Source organism: Polaribacter aestuariivivens (assembly GCF_005885675.1).
GTDB lineage: Bacteria > Bacteroidota > Bacteroidia > Flavobacteriales > Flavobacteriaceae > Polaribacter > Polaribacter aestuariivivens.
On record NZ_VANR01000003.1, the window covers coordinates 424307 to 443252 of the forward strand.

Annotated in this window: 19 protein-coding genes; 16 read left to right on the plus strand and 3 right to left on the minus strand. The window is 30.2% G+C overall.

What is annotated here, in order from left to right:
• Positions 1-22: 22 nt before the first annotated feature.
• Positions 23-877: a YicC family protein gene (locus tag FDT66_RS07730; protein ID WP_138535656.1), complete on the minus strand. Its 855-nt coding sequence runs from the start codon at positions 875-877 to the stop codon at positions 23-25.
• 47 nt (positions 878-924) lie between these two features.
• Positions 925-1821, minus strand: a complete 897-nt coding sequence (locus FDT66_RS07735; protein WP_138535594.1) for a DMT family transporter — start codon at positions 1819-1821, stop codon at positions 925-927.
• 242 nt (positions 1822-2063) lie between these two features.
• Between FDT66_RS07735 and upp the strand changes: the two genes are divergently transcribed.
• Entirely contained in the window at positions 2064-2717 is a 654-nt protein-coding gene (gene upp / locus FDT66_RS07740) for a uracil phosphoribosyltransferase (RefSeq protein WP_138535595.1), read from the plus strand.
• Here the strand turns inward: upp and FDT66_RS14125 are convergent.
• A complete protein-coding gene (locus FDT66_RS14125) occupies positions 2699-3640 on the minus strand; it encodes a DUF6427 family protein (protein ID WP_222927913.1) in 942 nt (313 codons plus the stop codon). The genes upp and FDT66_RS14125 overlap by 19 nt on opposite strands.
• 41 nt (positions 3641-3681) lie before the next feature.
• Between FDT66_RS14125 and FDT66_RS07750 the strand changes: the two genes are divergently transcribed.
• From FDT66_RS07750 to FDT66_RS07820, 15 genes are all read left to right on the plus strand, one after another.
• Entirely contained in the window at positions 3682-3891 is a 210-nt protein-coding gene (locus tag FDT66_RS07750; RefSeq protein ID WP_138535597.1) for a DUF6341 family protein, read from the plus strand.
• Between the two features lie 9 nt (positions 3892-3900).
• On the plus strand, positions 3901-4572 hold the full coding sequence (trmB, locus tag FDT66_RS07755) for a tRNA (guanosine(46)-N7)-methyltransferase TrmB (RefSeq protein WP_138535598.1): 672 nt from the start codon (positions 3901-3903) through the stop codon (positions 4570-4572).
• Between the two features lie 65 nt (positions 4573-4637).
• Positions 4638-4973, plus strand: coding sequence for an MGMT family protein (locus tag FDT66_RS07760; RefSeq protein ID WP_138535599.1), 336 nt, complete (start codon positions 4638-4640; stop codon positions 4971-4973).
• A 241-nt stretch (positions 4974-5214) separates the two neighbouring features.
• The gene (locus FDT66_RS07765; protein WP_138535600.1) at positions 5215-6360 is read left to right on the plus strand and encodes an Mrp/NBP35 family ATP-binding protein; all 1146 of its coding nucleotides are present in this window, start codon (positions 5215-5217) and stop codon (positions 6358-6360) included.
• Positions 6361-6363: 3 nt separating this feature from the next.
• Positions 6364-6600 carry a NifU family protein gene (locus tag FDT66_RS07770; protein WP_138535601.1) on the plus strand — a complete coding sequence of 79 codons (237 nt, stop codon included), beginning with the start codon at positions 6364-6366 and terminating at the stop codon, positions 6598-6600.
• A 165-nt stretch (positions 6601-6765) separates the two neighbouring features.
• Positions 6766-7821, plus strand: a complete 1056-nt coding sequence (locus tag FDT66_RS07775) for an NAD(P)/FAD-dependent oxidoreductase (RefSeq protein WP_138535602.1) — start codon at positions 6766-6768, stop codon at positions 7819-7821.
• Between the two features lie 41 nt (positions 7822-7862).
• Entirely contained in the window at positions 7863-8195 is a 333-nt protein-coding gene (locus FDT66_RS07780) for a hypothetical protein (protein WP_138535603.1), read from the plus strand.
• A 209-nt stretch (positions 8196-8404) separates the two neighbouring features.
• Positions 8405-9562 carry a homogentisate 1,2-dioxygenase gene (locus tag FDT66_RS07785; protein ID WP_138535604.1) on the plus strand — a complete coding sequence of 386 codons (1158 nt, stop codon included), beginning with the start codon at positions 8405-8407 and terminating at the stop codon, positions 9560-9562.
• A 79-nt stretch (positions 9563-9641) separates the two neighbouring features.
• A complete protein-coding gene (locus FDT66_RS07790; RefSeq protein WP_246034790.1) occupies positions 9642-9968 on the plus strand; it encodes a four helix bundle protein in 327 nt (108 codons plus the stop codon).
• Between the two features lie 47 nt (positions 9969-10015).
• Positions 10016-11179, plus strand: a complete 1164-nt coding sequence (gene hppD / locus FDT66_RS07795) for a 4-hydroxyphenylpyruvate dioxygenase (protein ID WP_138535606.1) — start codon at positions 10016-10018, stop codon at positions 11177-11179.
• Between the two features lie 126 nt (positions 11180-11305).
• Positions 11306-12223, plus strand: a complete 918-nt coding sequence (locus tag FDT66_RS07800) for a tryptophan 2,3-dioxygenase family protein (protein WP_138535607.1) — start codon at positions 11306-11308, stop codon at positions 12221-12223.
• A 103-nt stretch (positions 12224-12326) separates the two neighbouring features.
• On the plus strand, positions 12327-13097 hold the full coding sequence (locus tag FDT66_RS07805) for a DUF3108 domain-containing protein (RefSeq protein WP_138535608.1): 771 nt from the start codon (positions 12327-12329) through the stop codon (positions 13095-13097).
• 109 nt (positions 13098-13206) lie between these two features.
• The gene (locus FDT66_RS07810) at positions 13207-14481 is read left to right on the plus strand and encodes a M23 family metallopeptidase (RefSeq protein WP_138535609.1); all 1275 of its coding nucleotides are present in this window, start codon (positions 13207-13209) and stop codon (positions 14479-14481) included.
• A 4-nt stretch (positions 14482-14485) separates the two neighbouring features.
• Complete coding sequence (gene pgi / locus FDT66_RS07815) at positions 14486-16054, plus strand: glucose-6-phosphate isomerase (RefSeq protein ID WP_138535610.1); 1569 nt, start codon at positions 14486-14488, stop codon at positions 16052-16054.
• Positions 16055-16272: 218 nt separating this feature from the next.
• Positions 16273-18876, plus strand: coding sequence for a TonB-dependent receptor (locus tag FDT66_RS07820; RefSeq protein WP_138535611.1), 2604 nt, complete (start codon positions 16273-16275; stop codon positions 18874-18876).
• The last annotated feature ends 70 nt before the right edge of the window (positions 18877-18946 follow it).

The window sequence follows — 18946 nt, forward strand, 5'->3', positions numbered from 1 at the left end:
AAAACCATCAACTAAAAACTATTTAAAGCACATTTAATATCTGTTCTTTAATTTGTTCCAGTTCATTTTTCATTTGAATAACCGCTTTTTGCATTGGTGCAAAATTGGCTTTAGAACCTGTTGTGTTTATTTCACGACCCATTTCTTGAACGATAAACCCTAATTTTTTTCCATTAGAATCTTTAGAATCCAAGGTTTGTAAAAAATAATCTAAGTGATTTGCCAAACGAACTTTTTCTTCATTAATATCTAATTTCTCTAAGTAGTAGATTAATTCTTGCTCAAAACGATTCTCATCAGTGTCAACTTTTAAATCGTCAATTGCCTTTTTTAAACGCGTTTTTACATTTTCTACTCTATCTCCATCTAACGCTTTAACTTCTTCTAAATAGGTTTTAATATTTTCAATTCTTTCTTTGAAATCACTTTCTAAAGAAGCAGCTTCGTCAATTCTATATTGCACAATTTCTTTAATGGCAATATCTATATGTTCATTAATTGTATTCCACTCATTTTCATCTAATTCTTCACGTTCAGTTTTTAATGCATCTGGCATTTTTACTGCCATTTTTAGTAACTCAACATCATCAGAAGTTCCAGTTTGTACAACATTTCTAAGTTGTTGCATGTATTGTTTTATAACTCCATTATTTAAAACAGTAGAAGTTTCGTCAGCAGTCATTTCTACGAAAATAGAAAAATCTACTTTTCCTCGGACCAAAGCATTTGCTAACTTTTTACGCACGTTTAATTCTTGCTCTTTGTAATAAGATGGAATTCGAACGTTTAAGTCGAGGTTTTTACTGTTTAAAGATTTAATTTCTATGGTTACTTTTTTGGTAGGCAATTGTAATACTGCTTTTCCATAACCAGTCATAGATTGAATCATAAAATCATCATTTTTAATGAGTTGCAAATATAGTTTTAATTCTTAGATTTTTTAATCTGTTTTGTTACTAAATAAACACCAAAAAAGATGAGTAAAGTTGCACAGATTTTTACTAAATTTAAAGAATCACTACCCACAATTAAAGCATAACTAGTAGCAATTACAGGTTGTAAATAAATAAAAACACTTACAGTTGTTGGTTTTAATTTTGATAAACCATACAAGTTAAATAAATAGGTTATACATGTTGTAAATACAATTACAAATCCAATACTCCAATAAATAGAAATGGGTATTTTTTGCCAAATAACTTCTGTGATTTCGTTATAACCAAAAGGAATCACAAAAAATAATCCGAATAAATACAACCATTTTACAAAAACAATTGGATGGTATTTTTTAATCAAATCTTTAGCTAAAACCAAATACAAACCATAAGATGCTGCATTTAAAAAAACCAAAAAATTACCTAAGTTACTGTTGTATGCATTTTCTTCAGAAGAGTTGCCATATGTAATTAATAGTAGTGTACCAATTAAACCTATAAATACTCCTAAAATACGTTGTTTACCAATTGCTTTTCGTATTAGAATACTAGAAAATATCAATACCATTATTGGTGATGTAACCATCATTACAGAAGCACTTATTGGCGTTGTTAAACTCAAGCCTTTAAAAAAAGCTAACATATTTAAAGCAATACCAAAAAAAGAGGCTAATAGTATTTTTTTATAATCTGCTTTTTCAATTTTTTGATTTTTAAAAAATAAACCAAGTAGCCAAAAAATAATGGTTGCGCCAGAAACTCTAAGTAAAATAAAAGCAAAAGGTTTTACATGCGTTGGCATAACACCTTTTGCAATAGTAAAAGTGACTCCATAAATAAGTGTAGCTATAAAAACTGCAATTAAAGCAATAACTCTTTTATTCATTATCATGAATTTGAGTAACAAAGTTGAGGATAATTTTAAAACAGACATAAAAAAACCACAATTAAATATCAAAGTTTTAAAGTAGTATTTATGTACTTTGAATCTATACAGAAAGAAATGAGTTTTTTAATTTTTTTTAAAAATCAGTAATTATTTGTACTAATTATATTGAGGTTTATTTCACCAATACCTTAAAATTGCAGTATTCTTTTTTTTGTAATTTTGTTGGAAACTTATACCAAATGGAAATACATCATATTGCAGAAAATGATTCAATTTTAAACAAATTTATTGCTGAAATAAGAGATGAAAAAATACAAAAAGACTCTTTACGTTTTCGAAGAAATATTGAACGAATTGGTGAAGTTTTAGGTTATGAGTTAAGCAAAAGTCTAGCATATTCTAATGCATCTGTAAACACGCCTTTAGGAAAAAAAGAAATAAAATTATTTAATAACAACATGGTTTTATGCTCTATTTTAAGAGCAGGTTTGCCATTACATCAAGGACTTTTAAACTATTTTGATGATGCAGAAAATGCATTTATATCTGCGTATAGACATCATCCAAAAAATGATTCGGATTTTGAAATTGTGGTAGAATATTTTGCTTCACCATCCATTAATAATAAAACTTTATTGTTAGTAGATCCAATGTTGGCAACTGGCCAAAGTTTGGTTGCAGTTTATGAAGCAATAAAAAAACATGGTACTCCAAAAGAAATTCATATTGTTTCAGTAATTGGAGCAAAACAAGGTGTAGATTTTGTGAATAATCACTTTCCAGAAAACACAAAATTATGGATTGCTACAATTGATGATCAACTAAATGAAAAAGGATACATAGTTCCAGGTTTAGGAGATGCTGGAGATTTGGCTTACGGCTCTAAGCTATAAAATAGTGGAAATACAATAGTAAAAATTAAAAGTAAATACAAAGCTATATTTTTAATTAAGCTATTGTTTATCATTTCAAAGCCGTTCGCAATAATTATAGATGCTGGAAAAATTACAAATAAAAATTCAACACCAGTTTTTTCAGGAATAAAAAGTGAGAATCCAACTGCAACAAAAAAGTTTATTAAAACAAGTATCCAATTTCTTTTAAAAGAGTTGTTTACAGACAATGCTTTAGGTGTTTTTAAAATTAATCCGATTAAGGTTAAGGCTAACAATACTGTAATAATCCAATAAAAATTTTTTTCTGAATAAAAATAAATTTCGTTGAACGAATTTAGTAGAAATAAATTCGAAAAACCTTCTGTATTATCCATCCAAAGAAAATATGCATAATAACAAATTAAAGGTGCACAAAAACCTATAATTGGAGCAAATAAAGTATGTATTGTAATTTTGTGATGTATAAAAATGGCTACATAAATTAATATTGCAAATACAATTGTAAAAGGTTCAATAAAAAACATTATGGCCATCCAAAACCCGCTATCAAAAAGTTTTTGTAATACTGTTTTATTTGATTTTAAACTGTATATTTTCCTTAAAAAAAGAACATAAAAAAATAAAAGAAATATTATTTTAAAAACATATATTTTAGTGATAAATAAACTTAAAAAAAGTGTAAAAATGAAAAAAGCATACGTGTTATCTCTCGTCAAATTATTTTTTGAAATTACAAAATTGTAAAAGAAAAAAATAAGAAGAAAAACCAATAAAAAACCGACGCTTTTTAAGAAAACATTCAAAGAAAAATCATCAAAAGCAAAAACAAAAATAACATTATATAAAAAAACGCACGAAAACAGTACTAAAAGCACAATAAAATTGATTGGTTTAGATTTGCTTAAAAAATTGGCTAGCATTGTTTCTTTTATTATTTTTGTAGCGTAAAGATAATTAAGTTATGATAGCAAGCAATATTTTTAGATGGATTGGTAGTTTATTTACAGACTTTTTGTTTATCCCTTTTGATATGTTAAGAAAAGGAGATTTCAATTGGTGGTCATCAAATATTATAAATTGGCTTTTTTTAGTGGTTTTATTAGTTTTATTTGCATACTGGATGAAAGAATCTCGTAAGTTTTTAAAAGAAGGAACAGAAGACAGAGCTTAATTTAATACATTGGGAAGTAAAAACAAACTAAAACGTTTCAAAGAAAATGAAACGTTCGAAAATGTCATTCAGCCATCTAGAGAAGAAGTTTTAAATAATTTTTCTCATAAAGGCAAATGGCATTCTTTTTTTGGAAACGAAAATCCAATTATTGTTGAATTGGGTTGTGGAAAAGGCGAATATACAATTGCTTTGGCAAGAAAAAATCCTGACAAAAATTATATTGGAATAGATATAAAAGGAGCTCGTTTTTGGAGAGGAGCAAAAACTGCCATTGAAGAAAATTTACCAAATGTTGCTTTTGTAAGAACTCAAATTGAATTGGTAAATCATATTTTTGCAGAAAATGAAGTTGCAGAAATTTGGATTACTTTTCCAGATCCTCAAATAAAATACCAGCGTACAAAGCATAGAATGACAAATGCTAACTTTCTGAAAAAATACCATCATATTTTACATCCAGAAGGAATTGTGAATTTAAAAACAGATTCAGAGTTTATGCATGGTTATACTTTAGGGTTGTTGCATGGTGAAGGGCATGAAGTTTTGTATGCAAATCACACAGTGTATAAAAATGAAGGTGCCCCTAAAGAAGTAACAGAAACCCAAACTTTTTACGAAAACCAATACTTAGCAGTAAACAAACCAATTACCTACATAAAGTTTAGGCTCAAATATTAATTGGAATTTTTCTCAAAACATCATAGAATGGTAATTAATTGTTTTGTAATTAATAACTTCACTTCGTGAAAAAATCTGATAGTTTTTTTGATAAAGTGTATCAAGTTGCACGTTTAATTCCTTATGGAAGAGTAACTAGTTATGGAGCAATTGCAACTTATTTAGGTGCTGCAAAATCTGCAAGAATGGTAGGTTGGGCTATGAATAATTCTTCAAGTCAGCAAAAAGAAGTTCCAGCACATAGAGTGGTAAATAAAAAAGGATTGTTGACAGGAAAACATCATTTTGATGGCACAAACCTAATGCAGCAATTATTAGAAAGTGAAGGAATTGTGGTTATTGACAATCAAATTCAAGATTTAGAAACTGTTTTTTGGAATCCTATGGAAGAGTTATCTTAACTTTTAGTCAACTAGAAAATAACCCAAAAAAAATTTCAAGCTTCATACCATCATTTCCACTTATCAATCCATAAATATTCACAATCCACAAACTTTCTTTTTTAAACTGTTAAGCGTATCTTTGTAATCAAGATTAAATCTTAATTAAAACTATAAATGTCTTCTCGAGCGCAGTCGAGAGGTTTTATAGAGCTAACAATATTTTAGGTCTCGACTGCGCTCGACCTGACATTCGAAAAAAATGAGTTTTAACAAACAAGATATACAAAAAGCATTAGAAACTATAACTGCACCTGGAGAAGGAAAAAGTTTAGTGGAAAACAACAACTTAAAAAATGTAGTAATTTTTGGTAACGAAGTTATTGTAGAAATAACAATTAGCAATCCAACATTACAAGCCAAAAAGAAAGTTGAATTAGAAATTACAAAAGCTATTAAAAGCAATGTTTCTGAAAATATTGATGTAAAAGTAAATGTAACTGTAGAAAAACCAGTTGTAAAAGAAAATTCAAACCCGAACCAAATTCGCGGTAAGGAAATTCCGAATATTAAAAATATTATCGCAATTGCATCAGGTAAAGGTGGTGTTGGTAAATCTACTATTACAGCAAATAAGGCCATTTCATTAGCAAAAATGGGTTTTAGTGTAGGTGTTTTAGATGCAGATGTTTATGGACCATCACAACACATTATGTTTGATGTAGAAAAAGCAAGACCACTTTCTGTAAAAGTAGATGGACGATCTAAAATGAAACCAATCGAAAATTACGGAGTAAAATTATTGTCTTTAGGGTTTTTTACAGATCCAAATCAGGCAGTAATTTGGCGTGGACCAATGGCTTCAAAAGCATTAAATCAGCTAATTTTTGATGGAGATTGGGGCGAATTAGATTTCCTTTTAATCGATTTACCACCAGGAACAGGAGATGTACATTTATCAATTGTACAAGCATTACCAGTAAATGGAGCAGTTGTTGTAAGTACTCCACAAAATATTGCGTTGGCAGATGCTAAAAAAGGAGTTGCCATGTTTCAACAAGAAAACATCAACGTTCCAGTTTTAGGAATCGTAGAAAATATGGCTTATTTTACACCAGAAGAATTGCCAAATAATAAATATTATATTTTTGGAAAAGATGGCGCAAAAAATTTAGCAGAAGATATCAATACTCAATTTTTAGGTGAAATTCCACTGGTACAAAGCATTCGTGAATCTGGTGATGTTGGGCATCCTGTGGCGCTACAAGAAGGTACGATTTTAGAAGAAGCATTCAATAAAATTACCAAAGAAATGGTTGCTCAACTATTAAAAAGAAACGAAAATTTACCACCAACAGAAGTTGTTAGAATTACAACAATGAGTGGTTGTAGTTCAGTAAAAAAATAAATCATGACAGCACAAGAAACATTAACTAATGTAGAAAAAGCGTTAGATGAAATTCGTCCATTTTTAATGAGTGATGGAGGAAATATCAAACTGCTTTCAATAGAAGATTCTATAGTAAAAGTACAATTAGAAGGTGCTTGTACAGGATGTTCTGTAAACCAAATGACGCTAAAAAATGGTGTGGAAGCAACTATAAAAAAATACGCACCGCAAATACAAGAAGTTATCAACGTAGCTTAAAGTAATATTTTGGGCGTTTGCTAAAAAGGGTAAGTTTCGCATTATATTTTTTTAAAATAAAAAGCTAAGAACATTCACAGATTTTCTGACATAACCTTTAAGGCTCTCACAAAAATGAAACAAATTTCAACAGTTTTTGAGATTTAAATAGAAAAAGTACAAAAAGTGATTACAACAGATATATTAATTATTGGTGCAGGACCAACAGGATTATTTACCGTTTTTGAAGCAGGATTATTAAAACTGCGTTGTCATTTAATAGACGCTTTACCACAAGCTGGTGGCCAATGTTCAGAGATTTATCCAAAGAAACCTATTTATGATATTCCAGCATATCCAGAAATTTTAGCTGGCGATTTAACAGATAAATTAATGGAACAAATTAAACAATTTGAACCAGGTTTTACATTAGGCGAACGTGCAGAAACTATTGAAAAGCAAGAAGATGAAACTTTTATAGTAACTACAAATAAAGGCACAAAACATCATGCAAAAGTAGTTGCAATTGCTGGTGGATTAGGCTCTTTCGAACCAAGAAAACCGCCAATTCCAAATATTGTTAATTTTGAAGATAATGGAGTAGAATACATAATTCGTGATCCTGAATTTTACAGAAACAAAAAAGTAGTAATTTCTGGAGGAGGAGACTCTGCCTTAGATTGGTCTATATTTCTAACGGATGTTGCATCATCTGTAACTTTAATTCACAGAAGAAACGAATTTAGAGGTGCTTTAGATTCTGTAGAAAAAGTTCAAGAACTGAAAAATGCAGGTAAAATTAATATGATTACACCTGCAGAAGTTGTAGGTATTGCAGGCGCAGATAAAGTAGAAGGTGTTTCTGTAGTTCAAAATGGAGGAGAGCCTTTCATCATAGAAACAGATCATTTTATTCCACTTTTTGGCTTGTCACCAAAACTAGGCCCAATAGCAAATTGGGGATTAGAAATAGAGAAAAACGCCATTAAAGTAAACAATGCTTTAGATTACCAAACCAACATTCCAGGAATTTATGCAATTGGAGATGTAAACACGTATCCTGGAAAATTAAAGCTAATTCTTTGTGGTTTCCACGAAGCAACATTAATGTGTCAAAGTGCTTTTCAACGTATTTTTCCTGATAAAAAGTATGTGATGAAATATACCACAGTTGGTGGAGTAGATGGTTTTGATGGAACAAGAAAAGAAGCTCCAAAAGCAGTTGTTAAGAAGATAGAATAATAGTAATCAGATTAATTTTCTTATTTTAGATAAAAATTAGAATGATGTTTGCACACAATCTTATCCCATTTCCTTTTTTTAGGCAACTAAATGCATATGATTTACTAATGTTCGCTTTAGGTTCAATGGTAATAATCTCAATTCTAAACTTTTACTACAACAGAATTCCTAAAAGTAATTCTTCAAAAGACGAATTAAAAACTCCAATTTACGATTCAAAAGACATTTTACTGCAATCAAATAGTTTGGATGCAAATTTTATTATTGCAGAAAAAACGACATCAACATTTGTAAAAGTATTTGTATTTATTTTAATCACTTTAGTTGCATTTACACCTCTGCATCAACTTTTAGGAGTTGAACACTTCTTATAGCATTTTTTCTCCTATCATTTTTGTATCTTTGAAAAACAAACGAAATCGATTGAAATGTATTCAGATTTATTGTCACATTTAAAATTTCTTATAAAACGCAATCCAGAATGATTCTATAATGTAACAATTGAGCAATTTAATAATGTATCAATTATCTTCTTTTTGAGCATTGTTACATTTAATTATTAATTCATTATTACATTAAAATTATGCCTTTTTATCATAAATTAGGAGAAATTCCACCTAAAAGACACACACAGTTTCGTAAAAAAGACGGTAGTTTGTATTACGAACAATTATTTGGTACCATTGGTTTTGACGGAATGTCCACCAATTCGTATCATGAATATAGACCAACAATGGTCAAAAAAATTGGCAAACAATATTCGGTTAAACCAAAAATTGCCAAAGCAAATAACATTCAATCTTACAGATTTCGTGGATTTCAAGTTCCGCCAGAAAACGACTATTTAGAAAGTAGAAAAGTAGTGCTCACGAATTCGGATTGTAATATTATTTTAGCAGCACCAAAACAATCTACCAAAGATTATTTTTATAAAAATACAGATGCAGACGAAGTAATTTTCATTCATAAAGGATCAGGAAAATTAAGAACGCATTTGGGAAATCTCGATTTTAAATACGGAGATTATTTAGTAATTCCACGAGGAGTTATTTACAAATTAGATTTTGATGATGAAAATAATAGACTTTTTATCGTAGAATCTTACAGTCCTGTTTACACACCAAAACGTTACAGAAATTGGTTTGGTCAGTTGTTAGAACATTCGCCATTTTGTGAACGTGATTTAAGACGACCATACGAATTAGAAACAAACAATGAATTGGGAGATTTTTTAATCAAAGTAAAAAAGCAAGGTGAGATTATAGAAATGACGTATGCATCTCATCCTTTTGATGTGGTTGGTTACGATGGTTATAATTATCCTTATGCCTTTTCCATTCATGATTTTGAGCCAATTACGGGACGAATTCACCAGCCACCACCAGTACATCAAACTTTTGAAACCAATGCATTCGTAATTTGCAGTTTTGTACCACGTTTGTACGATTATCATCCAAATTCAATTCCTGCACCTTACAATCATAGTAATATAGATTCAGATGAGGTTTTGTATTATGTAGATGGCGATTTTATGAGCAGAAATGATATTGATCAAGGACATATTTCTTTGCATCCTGCAGGAATTCCTCATGGTCCACATCCAGGAACAACAGAAAAAAGTATTGGCAAAACAAAAACCGAAGAATTAGCAGTTATGGTAGATACGTTTAAGCCTTTACAGGTTACAGAAGAAGCCATGAAAATTGCAGACGAAGATTATTATAAGAGTTGGCTTGAGTAAAGGAATAGAGAATAAAGAAGCAAGAAAATAGAATGTAACAAAGAATTTGGTGAAGAAAAAAAGACATAACTATAAGAATTTGAAAATTTGGCAAATTGGAATCGAAATTGTAGACGATGTTTATTCTATGATTGAAAAGTTTCCTAAAGACGAAAGATTTGGTTTAATTTCTCAAATTAGTAGATGTTCAGTTTCTATTCCAAGTAATATTGCAGAAGGTTCATCAAGAACAGATAAATCTTTCTCTCATTTTATTGATGTTGCTTTAGGTTCTTCTTTTGAGCTCGAAACACAATTGATAATAGCGTATAATAGAAATTACATTAATAAAGAACAGTTAACAAAGATTGAATTAAAGATTCAAGAATTTCAAAAAATGACAATGGGTTTTCAAAACAAGCTCTAATAGTCTCTATTCTTGTCTCTATTTTCTTTCTTCTATAAAACATACAAATGAGTAAAAAAGAGATAAAATCAGTAAACTACGGTTTAGAAAAAATATTTGAAGGAGCACAAGATTTCCTTCCATTGTTAGGAACAGATTATGTAGAATTTTATGTGGGAAATGCAAAACAAGCAGCGCATTTCTACAAAACAGCTTTTGGTTTTCAATCTTACGCATATCGTGGTTTGGAAACAGGAGCAAAAGACTCTGTAAGTTATGTGTTAAAACAAGATAAAATCAGGTTGGTTTTAACAACACCACTTAATAGTAAATCACCTATAAACGACCATATTGTAAAACATGGAGATGGTGTAAAAGTGGTAGCACTTTGGGTAGAAGATGCCAGAAAATCTTATGAAGAAACCACCTCAAGAGGTGCAAAATCGTATATGGAACCAACAGTAGAAAAAGATGAATTTGGTGAAGTGGTAAGAGCAGGAATTTACACTTATGGAGAAACTGTACATATGTTCGTAGAGCGTAAAAATTACGACGGAGTTTTTCTACCAGGTTTTAAAAAATGGGAATCCGATTACAATCCGCCAACTGCAGGTTTAAAATACATAGATCATATGGTGGGTAATGTAGGTTGGAATCAAATGAATGTTTGGGTAAAATTCTATGAAGATGTTATGGGGTTTGTCAACTTTTTATCTTTTGATGACAAGCAAATTCATACAGAATATTCTGCATTAATGAGTAAAGTAATGTCGAATGGAAATGGACGAATTAAATTTCCAATAAACGAACCAGCAGAAGGAAAAAAACGTTCTCAAATTGAAGAATATTTAGATTTTTATGAAGGTGCAGGCGTGCAACATATTGCTGTTGCTACAGATGATATTATTAAAACCGTTTCGCAATTACGTTCGAATGGTGTTGAATTTTTATCCATTCCACCAGAAGAATATTATCATGAAGTTCCAGCAAGATTATCAGCATTTAGTCATGAATTGGGCGAAGATATCGAAATCTTAAAAAGTTTAGGAATTATGATTGATGCTGACGAGGAAGGTTATTTGTTACAAATTTTTACAAAACCAGTAGAAGACAGACCAACCTTGTTTTTCGAAATTATACAAAGAATGGGAGCTCGTGGTTTTGGAGCAGGAAACTTTAAAGCGTTGTTTGAATCTATTGAAAGAGAACAAGCAAAAAGAGGAACGCTTTAAAATAGTTTTCAGTTTTCAGAAGCAGTTTTTTTAGGATAAATTTTCTCAGTCCTCAAAGGTTTTTTAAAACCTTTGAGGACTTTATTTTTTAAAAACTATTATATCTTTGTTACTCAATCAACAAAAATGGAAAGAGACGAAATTTTAAAAGCAATAGAAGAAAAATACGATAAATTGGGTGTGCCTGTAGATGCAATGTTAGAAGGCTTATTACACAGTACTCCAATTACCTATTGGGATTATATTCAAACAGATGCATTGTTAGGGTTGCAAACTCCAAGAACTACACAGCCAGATGAAATGGTGTTTATTATGTATCATCAAGTAAACGAATTATTGTTTAAAATGATACTTTGGGAAATTGATCAAGTTGCAAAAACGGTAAAAGTAACAGCCGATAAATTTTCTATGCATTTAGGTAGAATCAGCAGGTATTTTGATATGCTTTGTAGCTCTTTTAATGTCATGGCAGATGGAATGGAAAAAGACCAATATTTAAAATTCAGAAATACATTAACACCTGCCAGTGGCTTTCAATCAGCGCAATATCGTAAAATTGAATTTGCTTCCACAGAACTAATCAACCTAATTGATGCACGTTTTAGAGATAATATTGATAGAAATTCGTCATTCAAACACGCATACAATCATTTATATTGGCAAGCTGCAGGTAAAAATTATACGACAGGGCAAAAATCAACTTTATTAAATTTATTCGAAAAAAAATACATAGGAGATTTTATCGACTTTATGGAAGATTACAATGATATAAATCTTTCAAAAAAGTTTAAACAATTGCCCAAAGAAGTTCAAGAAAATGATGATTTGATAAAAGCAATGCGTCATTACGATTACACAGTAAATGTAAAATGGGTTATGGCTCATTACAATGCAGCTGGAAAATATATTGGTGGCAAAGATTCAGATTTAGAAGCAACAGGAGGAAGCAATTGGCGTAAATACATGCATCCAAAATATCAAAGAAGAATATTTTTTCCTTATTTATGGAGTAAAGACGAATTAAAAAATTGGGGTACTTTTTAAAATGTAAGAAAAAGTTAAAAAAGTCATTTACAAATTAGTAGCAAATAACTTTTTTCTTTTTTGGAACGGTAATTGTCATTACTTTTTTATAAGTTTGAAATCTATGAAAAAATACAATATTATATTACTTCTCTTTTTTATAACCATTTCTTTATTTTCACAAGAAGAAAAACCAGCTTTTAAAGGTGGTGAATGGTTACGATATAAAATGAGCTACAGTGGTTTTTTAAGAGCTGGAACTGCAGTTTTAGAAGTTGAAGAAACAGATTTAAACGGAAAAAAAGTATTTCATACTAAAGGTTCTGGTTGGACCTCTGGAATGATAAAATGGTTTTTTAAAGTTGATGATGTTTACGAATCTTATTTTGATAAAAACGTTGTAAAGCCCTATTTATTTAAAAGAAAAATTGACGAAGGAGGTTATAAAAAACACACAATAACTAAGTTTAATTATAATTTAGGTAATGCGTACGTGCAAGATTTTATAAAGCAAAAAGACACTACTGTAAATGTTTTAAATGCACAAGACATGCTTTCTGCTTTCTATTATCTAAGAAATCAAGATGTAAAGGATATGAAGAAAGGAGAAGAAATAGCGATTGATATTTTTATGGACTCTCAAATTTACCCTTTTAAACTTCGTTTTTTAGGTAAAGAAGTTTTAAAAACTACCTTTGGTAAAGTAAATACATTAATTTTTAGACCTTTAGTGCAATCTGGTAGAGTTTTTAAAGCACAAGAAAGTGTTACTATTTGGATAACTGACGATGCAAATAAAATTCCAATAAAAATGAGTGCATCTTTATCAGTAGGTTCTTTAAGAGCTGAACTTGAAGAATATAAAGGTTTGGCAAATACGTTTGGAGTAGATTAAAAAATTATAAAAACTTTAACGAAACCGTTATCGGAACTTCATCTGTAAGATTGAAAATAAATCAATTTTATTTGTACTTTTGGGCAACAAATAAAATCACTCCCATTTTTTGAAAAAAGTATTCTCTCTTTTAATATTTTTAATCGCTTTTTCTTCCTGTAAAAATGAAGATAAAAAGCCAGTTTTAACAACAAAAGAACCTGCAATAGTAGAGCCAGTATACAAATACGGTTTTAAAATTGATGATTATAAAGTCATACAAGATACTATAAAAAGTGGTGAAAGTTTTGGTGAAATTATGGATAGACATCATGTAGACTATCCAAAAATAAACAAAATTGCAGGTGAAATAAAAGAAGTTTTTGATGTGAGAAGAGTAAGAGCTGGTAAGCCTTACATGATTTTAGCAAGTAAAGACTCTCTAGAAGAAGCAAAAGTTTTTATTTATAAAAATGATAAAATAAGAGCCACAGTTGTAGATTTTAAAGATTCTATAATTGAAGCATATTCTTATTTACAACCAATAAAAACAGTCGAAAAAATAGTTGAAGGTAAAATATATTCAAACTTATCTAATACTATGGATAGTTTGCATTTATCACCAAATTTAACTTGGGCTGTTGCAGATATTTACGCTTGGACTTTAGATTTTTACAAACTACAAAAAGGAGATTCTTTTAAATTAGTTTTTGAAGAAAAATACATCAACGATTCATTATTTGCAGGTTATGGAAACATAAAATCGGCAGTATTTAATCATAAAGGAGAAAATCTATACGCATTTCGTTTCATTGCAGACTCTATAAAAGGTATTCCTGAATATTATGATGAAGCAGGAAACATGTTGCGAAGTCAATTTTTAAAATCCCCAATAAAATTTCAGTACAGAATTTCATCAAGGTACAATTTGAAAAGGCGAATTGCTTATTACGGTAATCGTGTAAAACCGCACAGAGGCACAGATTTTGCTGCAAATATTGGAACAGAAATTTTAGCAACTGCAAGCGGAACAGTTACAGAATCTGCAAGAAGAGGAGGTAATGGAAATTATGTAAAAATAAAACATAATAGTACATATTCTACCCAATATTTACACATGAGAAAACGTAATGTTAAAAAAGGACAATACGTAAAACAAGGTCAAGTAATCGGTTGGGTTGGAATGACAGGAAATACTGGTGGTCCACATGTATGTTACCGTTTTTGGAAACATGGCAAACAAGTAGATCCTTTTAAACAAAAATTACCTGCAGCAGAACCTTTGAAAAAAAGCTTAAAACCTAAGTTTTTAGACTTCATAGCTCCATTAAAATATCAATTAGATCATAACCAACTTAAAATAAAAGAACCTCCAGTAATTTCGGAAGTTATAGCACAAAATTAATAGAATGGCTTTACAAAATATCAACCCAACCAAAACAAAAGCATGGGAAAAATTAACAAATCACTTTAATGAAAATAAAGATATTAACATTAAAGATTTGTATAAAAATGCTTCAAGAAAAGAAGATTTTTCTATAGAATTTGATGATTTATTAGTTGATTTTTCTAAAAATAGAATTACAGAAGAAACAATTTCATTATTAGTAGAATTAGCAAAAGAAGTAAATTTAAAAGATGCTATTGAAAAACAATTTAATGGTGAAGTTATAAATGTTACTGAAGGTAGAGAAGTACTACATACAGCTTTAAGAAGCACTTCTGAAGAACCAGTTTTGGTAAACGGAAAAAACATAAAACCACAAATACAAACTGCATTAAGAAAAATAAGAAGCTTTAGTAACAAAGTTATTTCCGGAAAATGGAAAGGTTACACAGGTAAAGCTATTACAGATGTTGTAAATATTGGTATTGGTGGAAGCGATTTAGGACCAGACATGATTGTAGAATCATTACAGTACTATAAAAATCATTTAACTACGCATTTTGTTTCAAATATAGATGGTGATCATGTTTCTGAAATTATAAAAAAATTAAATCCAGAAACAACACTTTTTGTTATCGTTTCAAAAACTTTTACAACGCAAGAAACCATTACGAATGCAGAAACAATTAAAAACTGGTTTTTAAAATCGGCAACAATATTTGATATCCCAAAACACTTTGTAGCTGTTTCAACAAATTTAGAAGCTGTAGATAATTTCGGAATAGACAAAACTAACGTTTTTCCAATGTGGAACTGGGTTGGTGGTCGTTTTTCACTATGGTCTGCTGTGGGGCTATCTATCAGTTTATCTGTAGGTTTCGATAATTACCGAGCTTTGTTAGATGGAGCAGAAGAAATGGATTTACATTTCAGAAATACAGATTTCAATGAAAATATTCCGGTAATTTTAGCATTATTAAGTATTTGGTACAATAATTTTTATGGAGCAGAAACAGAAGCAGTTTTACCTTACACACAATATTTAAAAAAACTACCAGATTATTTACAACAAGCCATTATGGAAAGTAATGGAAAAGGAGTAGATAGAAATGGAGATAAAATAGATTATCAAACAGGTACAATAGTTTGGGGAAGTACAGGAACAAACATGCAGCATGCATTTATGCAACTGGTACATCAAGGAACCAAACTAATACCTGCCGATTTTATTGGTTATAAACAATCTTTATACGGTTTAACAGACCATCACAAAAAGCTAATGGCTAACTATTATGCTCAAATGGACGCTTTAGCTTTTGGAAAAACGAAAGAAGAAGTTCATTTAGAGTTAAAGTTTTCTGGTGATGAAGACAAAATTTCACAATTACTTCCATTTAAAGTTTTTGAAGGAAACAGACCAAGTAATGCAATTCTTTTTGATAAACTTACACCTCACTCTTTGGGTAAATTAGTGGCTTTGTATGAACATAAAATATATACTCAAGGTATTTTATGGAATATATATAGTTACGATCAATTCGGAGTAGAATTAGGTAAAGAATTAGCTAAGAAATTATTGAATAAACAGTAGTTTTTAGGTTTTAAAGTATATTCACCAAAAGATTAACTATATATTCTATTTTAGTTAACAACTTTGTTGATATCTAATTTGTTGATTTTCAGATTTCAAAACATATTTATTTAATTTTAACTGTCTTAATGTTTTGTTAAAGCTTAACATTAAGTTAACATTAGAAACCTGTAAAAGAAAGAATTTTGCAGAAAATTAAAATAATCTAAAATTCAACAATGAAACATTTTAAAAACTTATTATTTGTAGCGTTATTTTTTGTAACAGCAACAGTTTTAGGACAAACTAAAATTACTGGTAAAATTGTAGATCAAACAGGTCAACCATTACCAGGAGCAAGTGTTTTGGAAAAAGGTACTAAAAACGGAACATCAACAGATTTTGATGGAAACTTTACCTTAAACGCAAAAGCACAAACAGGAAAATTAGTAGTTTCTTTTATTGGTTATACAACTAGAGAAATAGCTTTTTCTTCTTCAAAAAACAACGTAGGTTCAATTAAACTTCAAGAAGATGAAAACTCTTTAGAAGAAATTGTAATTGTTGGTAAAGGTGTAATTGATTTAGCTGGAGGTAGAAAAACTCCAATTGCTGTATCAACTATTAAAGCAGCAGAAATTCAAAAGAAAATTGGTACTCAAGATGTTACTATGGCTCTTGTAAACACACCATCAATTTACGTATCTGGTCAAGCAGGTGGTTTTGGTGATTCTAGAATCTCTGTACGTGGTTTTGATCAAACAAACACAGCATTCTTATTAAACGGACAACCAATTAATGGAATGGAAGATGGTAAAATGTACTGGTCTAACTGGTCTGGAGTTAACGATATTGCTTCTGCAGTTCAAATTCAGAGAGGTTTAGGAGCTTCTAAATTAGCAATTTCTTCTGTTGGTGGTACAATGAACTTTGTAACTAAAACTACAGATAAAAACGAAGGTGGTTCTTTTTATGTTGGAACAGCAAATGACGGTTACTTAAAAACTACTGCAATGTACAATACGGGTATGAGCGATAGTGGTTGGGGTACAAGCGTTATGTTATCTCACTGGCAAGGTGATGGTTATAATAATGGAACAAGAGCTCAAGGGCAAACGTACTTTATCTCTTTTGGATACAAGCCAAATGATGATCATAACTTTAACTTCTTAATTACAGGTGCACCACAATGGCACGATCAAAACTTCACAAAAAGCATTAGTGTTTATTTAGATAAAGGTAAAAAATACAATAACAACTTTGGTTTTTACAAAGGTCAATACTTAACAGAAAGAAGAAACTTTTATCACAAACCAGTATTAAACCTAAACTGGGATTATCAAATATCTGACGCTTCTAGTTTATCTACAGTATTATATGCTTCTTTTGGTAGAGGTGGTGGAACTGGAAACAGAGGAAACAGAGAAAGAACTGCAGATGGTTTAATTGATTATGATGCAATTTATGCAAATAACTTAGCAACAGGTGGTGATGGTAACTTCGGAAACGATGCTTATATCACTAGAGCTTCAATGAATTTACATAGCTGGTATGGTGTAGTTTCTAACTTCGAGCACAAAATTAATGACAACGTAACTTGGAATGTTGGTGCAGATTTAAGAACGTATTATGGTACACACTTTAGACAAGTTGAAAACTTTCATGGTTTAACTTCTTGGACAGAAGACAGAACATTAAAAGACGATAATGATAATAGAACAGGACCAACAGTAGCAGTTACTGCAACTGAAAGCGGAAAAGCAAATCCATGGGATGCAACTTTTAGTACCATGGCTGAAAACCAAAGAATTGATTATGATAACAGTGAAAGAATTTCTTACGGAGGTTTATTTACACAGTTAGAATATGCAGATGATGTAATGTCGGCTTTCTTTCAGGGTTCGGTTTCAAACCAAAGTCACCAAAGATTTGACAGATATGATTATCAACCAGAATTCGAAGATTCAGAAAAATTAAATAACGTAGGTTACAACTTAAAAATTGGAGCTGGTTTTAATTTAACAGAAAGAAGTTCTGTTTACATGAATACTGGTTATTATTCACGTCAGCCTTATCATGATAATATTTTTAACAATTTCGATAACTCAATCAACCCATTTTCACAAAACGAAAAAATCTTTGGTTTAGAATTTGGTTATAACTTTAAATCAGAGTTTTTTAGCGGTAGCGTAAACTTATATAGCACAAGCTGGAGAGATAGAGTTGATGGTTTTACAGATGTAACAACTGCAGGTGTTGTAACAAATACACAAACATTTGGTCAAAACCAATACCACAAAGGTGTTGAATTTGATTTTGTTGCTAACTTAGCAGAAGGTTTAAGACTAAAAGGTTTCGCATCTTTAGGAGATTGGAAATATTTAGGAGAACTTAGAACTCAAACTTTTGATGAAGACAGAAACTTAATTAGTGAGTCTGTAGAAAATGTAGATGGTATTAACGTTGGTGATGCTGCACAAACTTCTTATGGTTTAGGTGTTGATTATACAATATTTAATGGTTTAAGCGTAGATTCAGATTTTAGATATTACGATCGTTTATATGCAAACGTAAGTCCAACAAGAGGTGAATTACAATTACCATCTTATGGTTTATTAGATTTCGGAGCTTCTTACAGATTAGACTTAGGAACTGATAAAACAAAATCGTTAGATTTTAGAGTTAACGTAAACAACGTTTTAGATAGAGAGTACTTATCAGAATTAACTTCTGCAAACTTAGCAACTGGAAGTTCAGATACTTACAGAGGTATAGATACTTCAAACAGAGGATATTTTGGTTGGGGTAGAACTTGGAATGCAAGTGTTAGATATAACTTCTAATACGTACCTTTTATAAAAATTTTAAAAACCACCTCATTCGAGGTGGTTTTTTTCTGCTTAAAAATTAGTA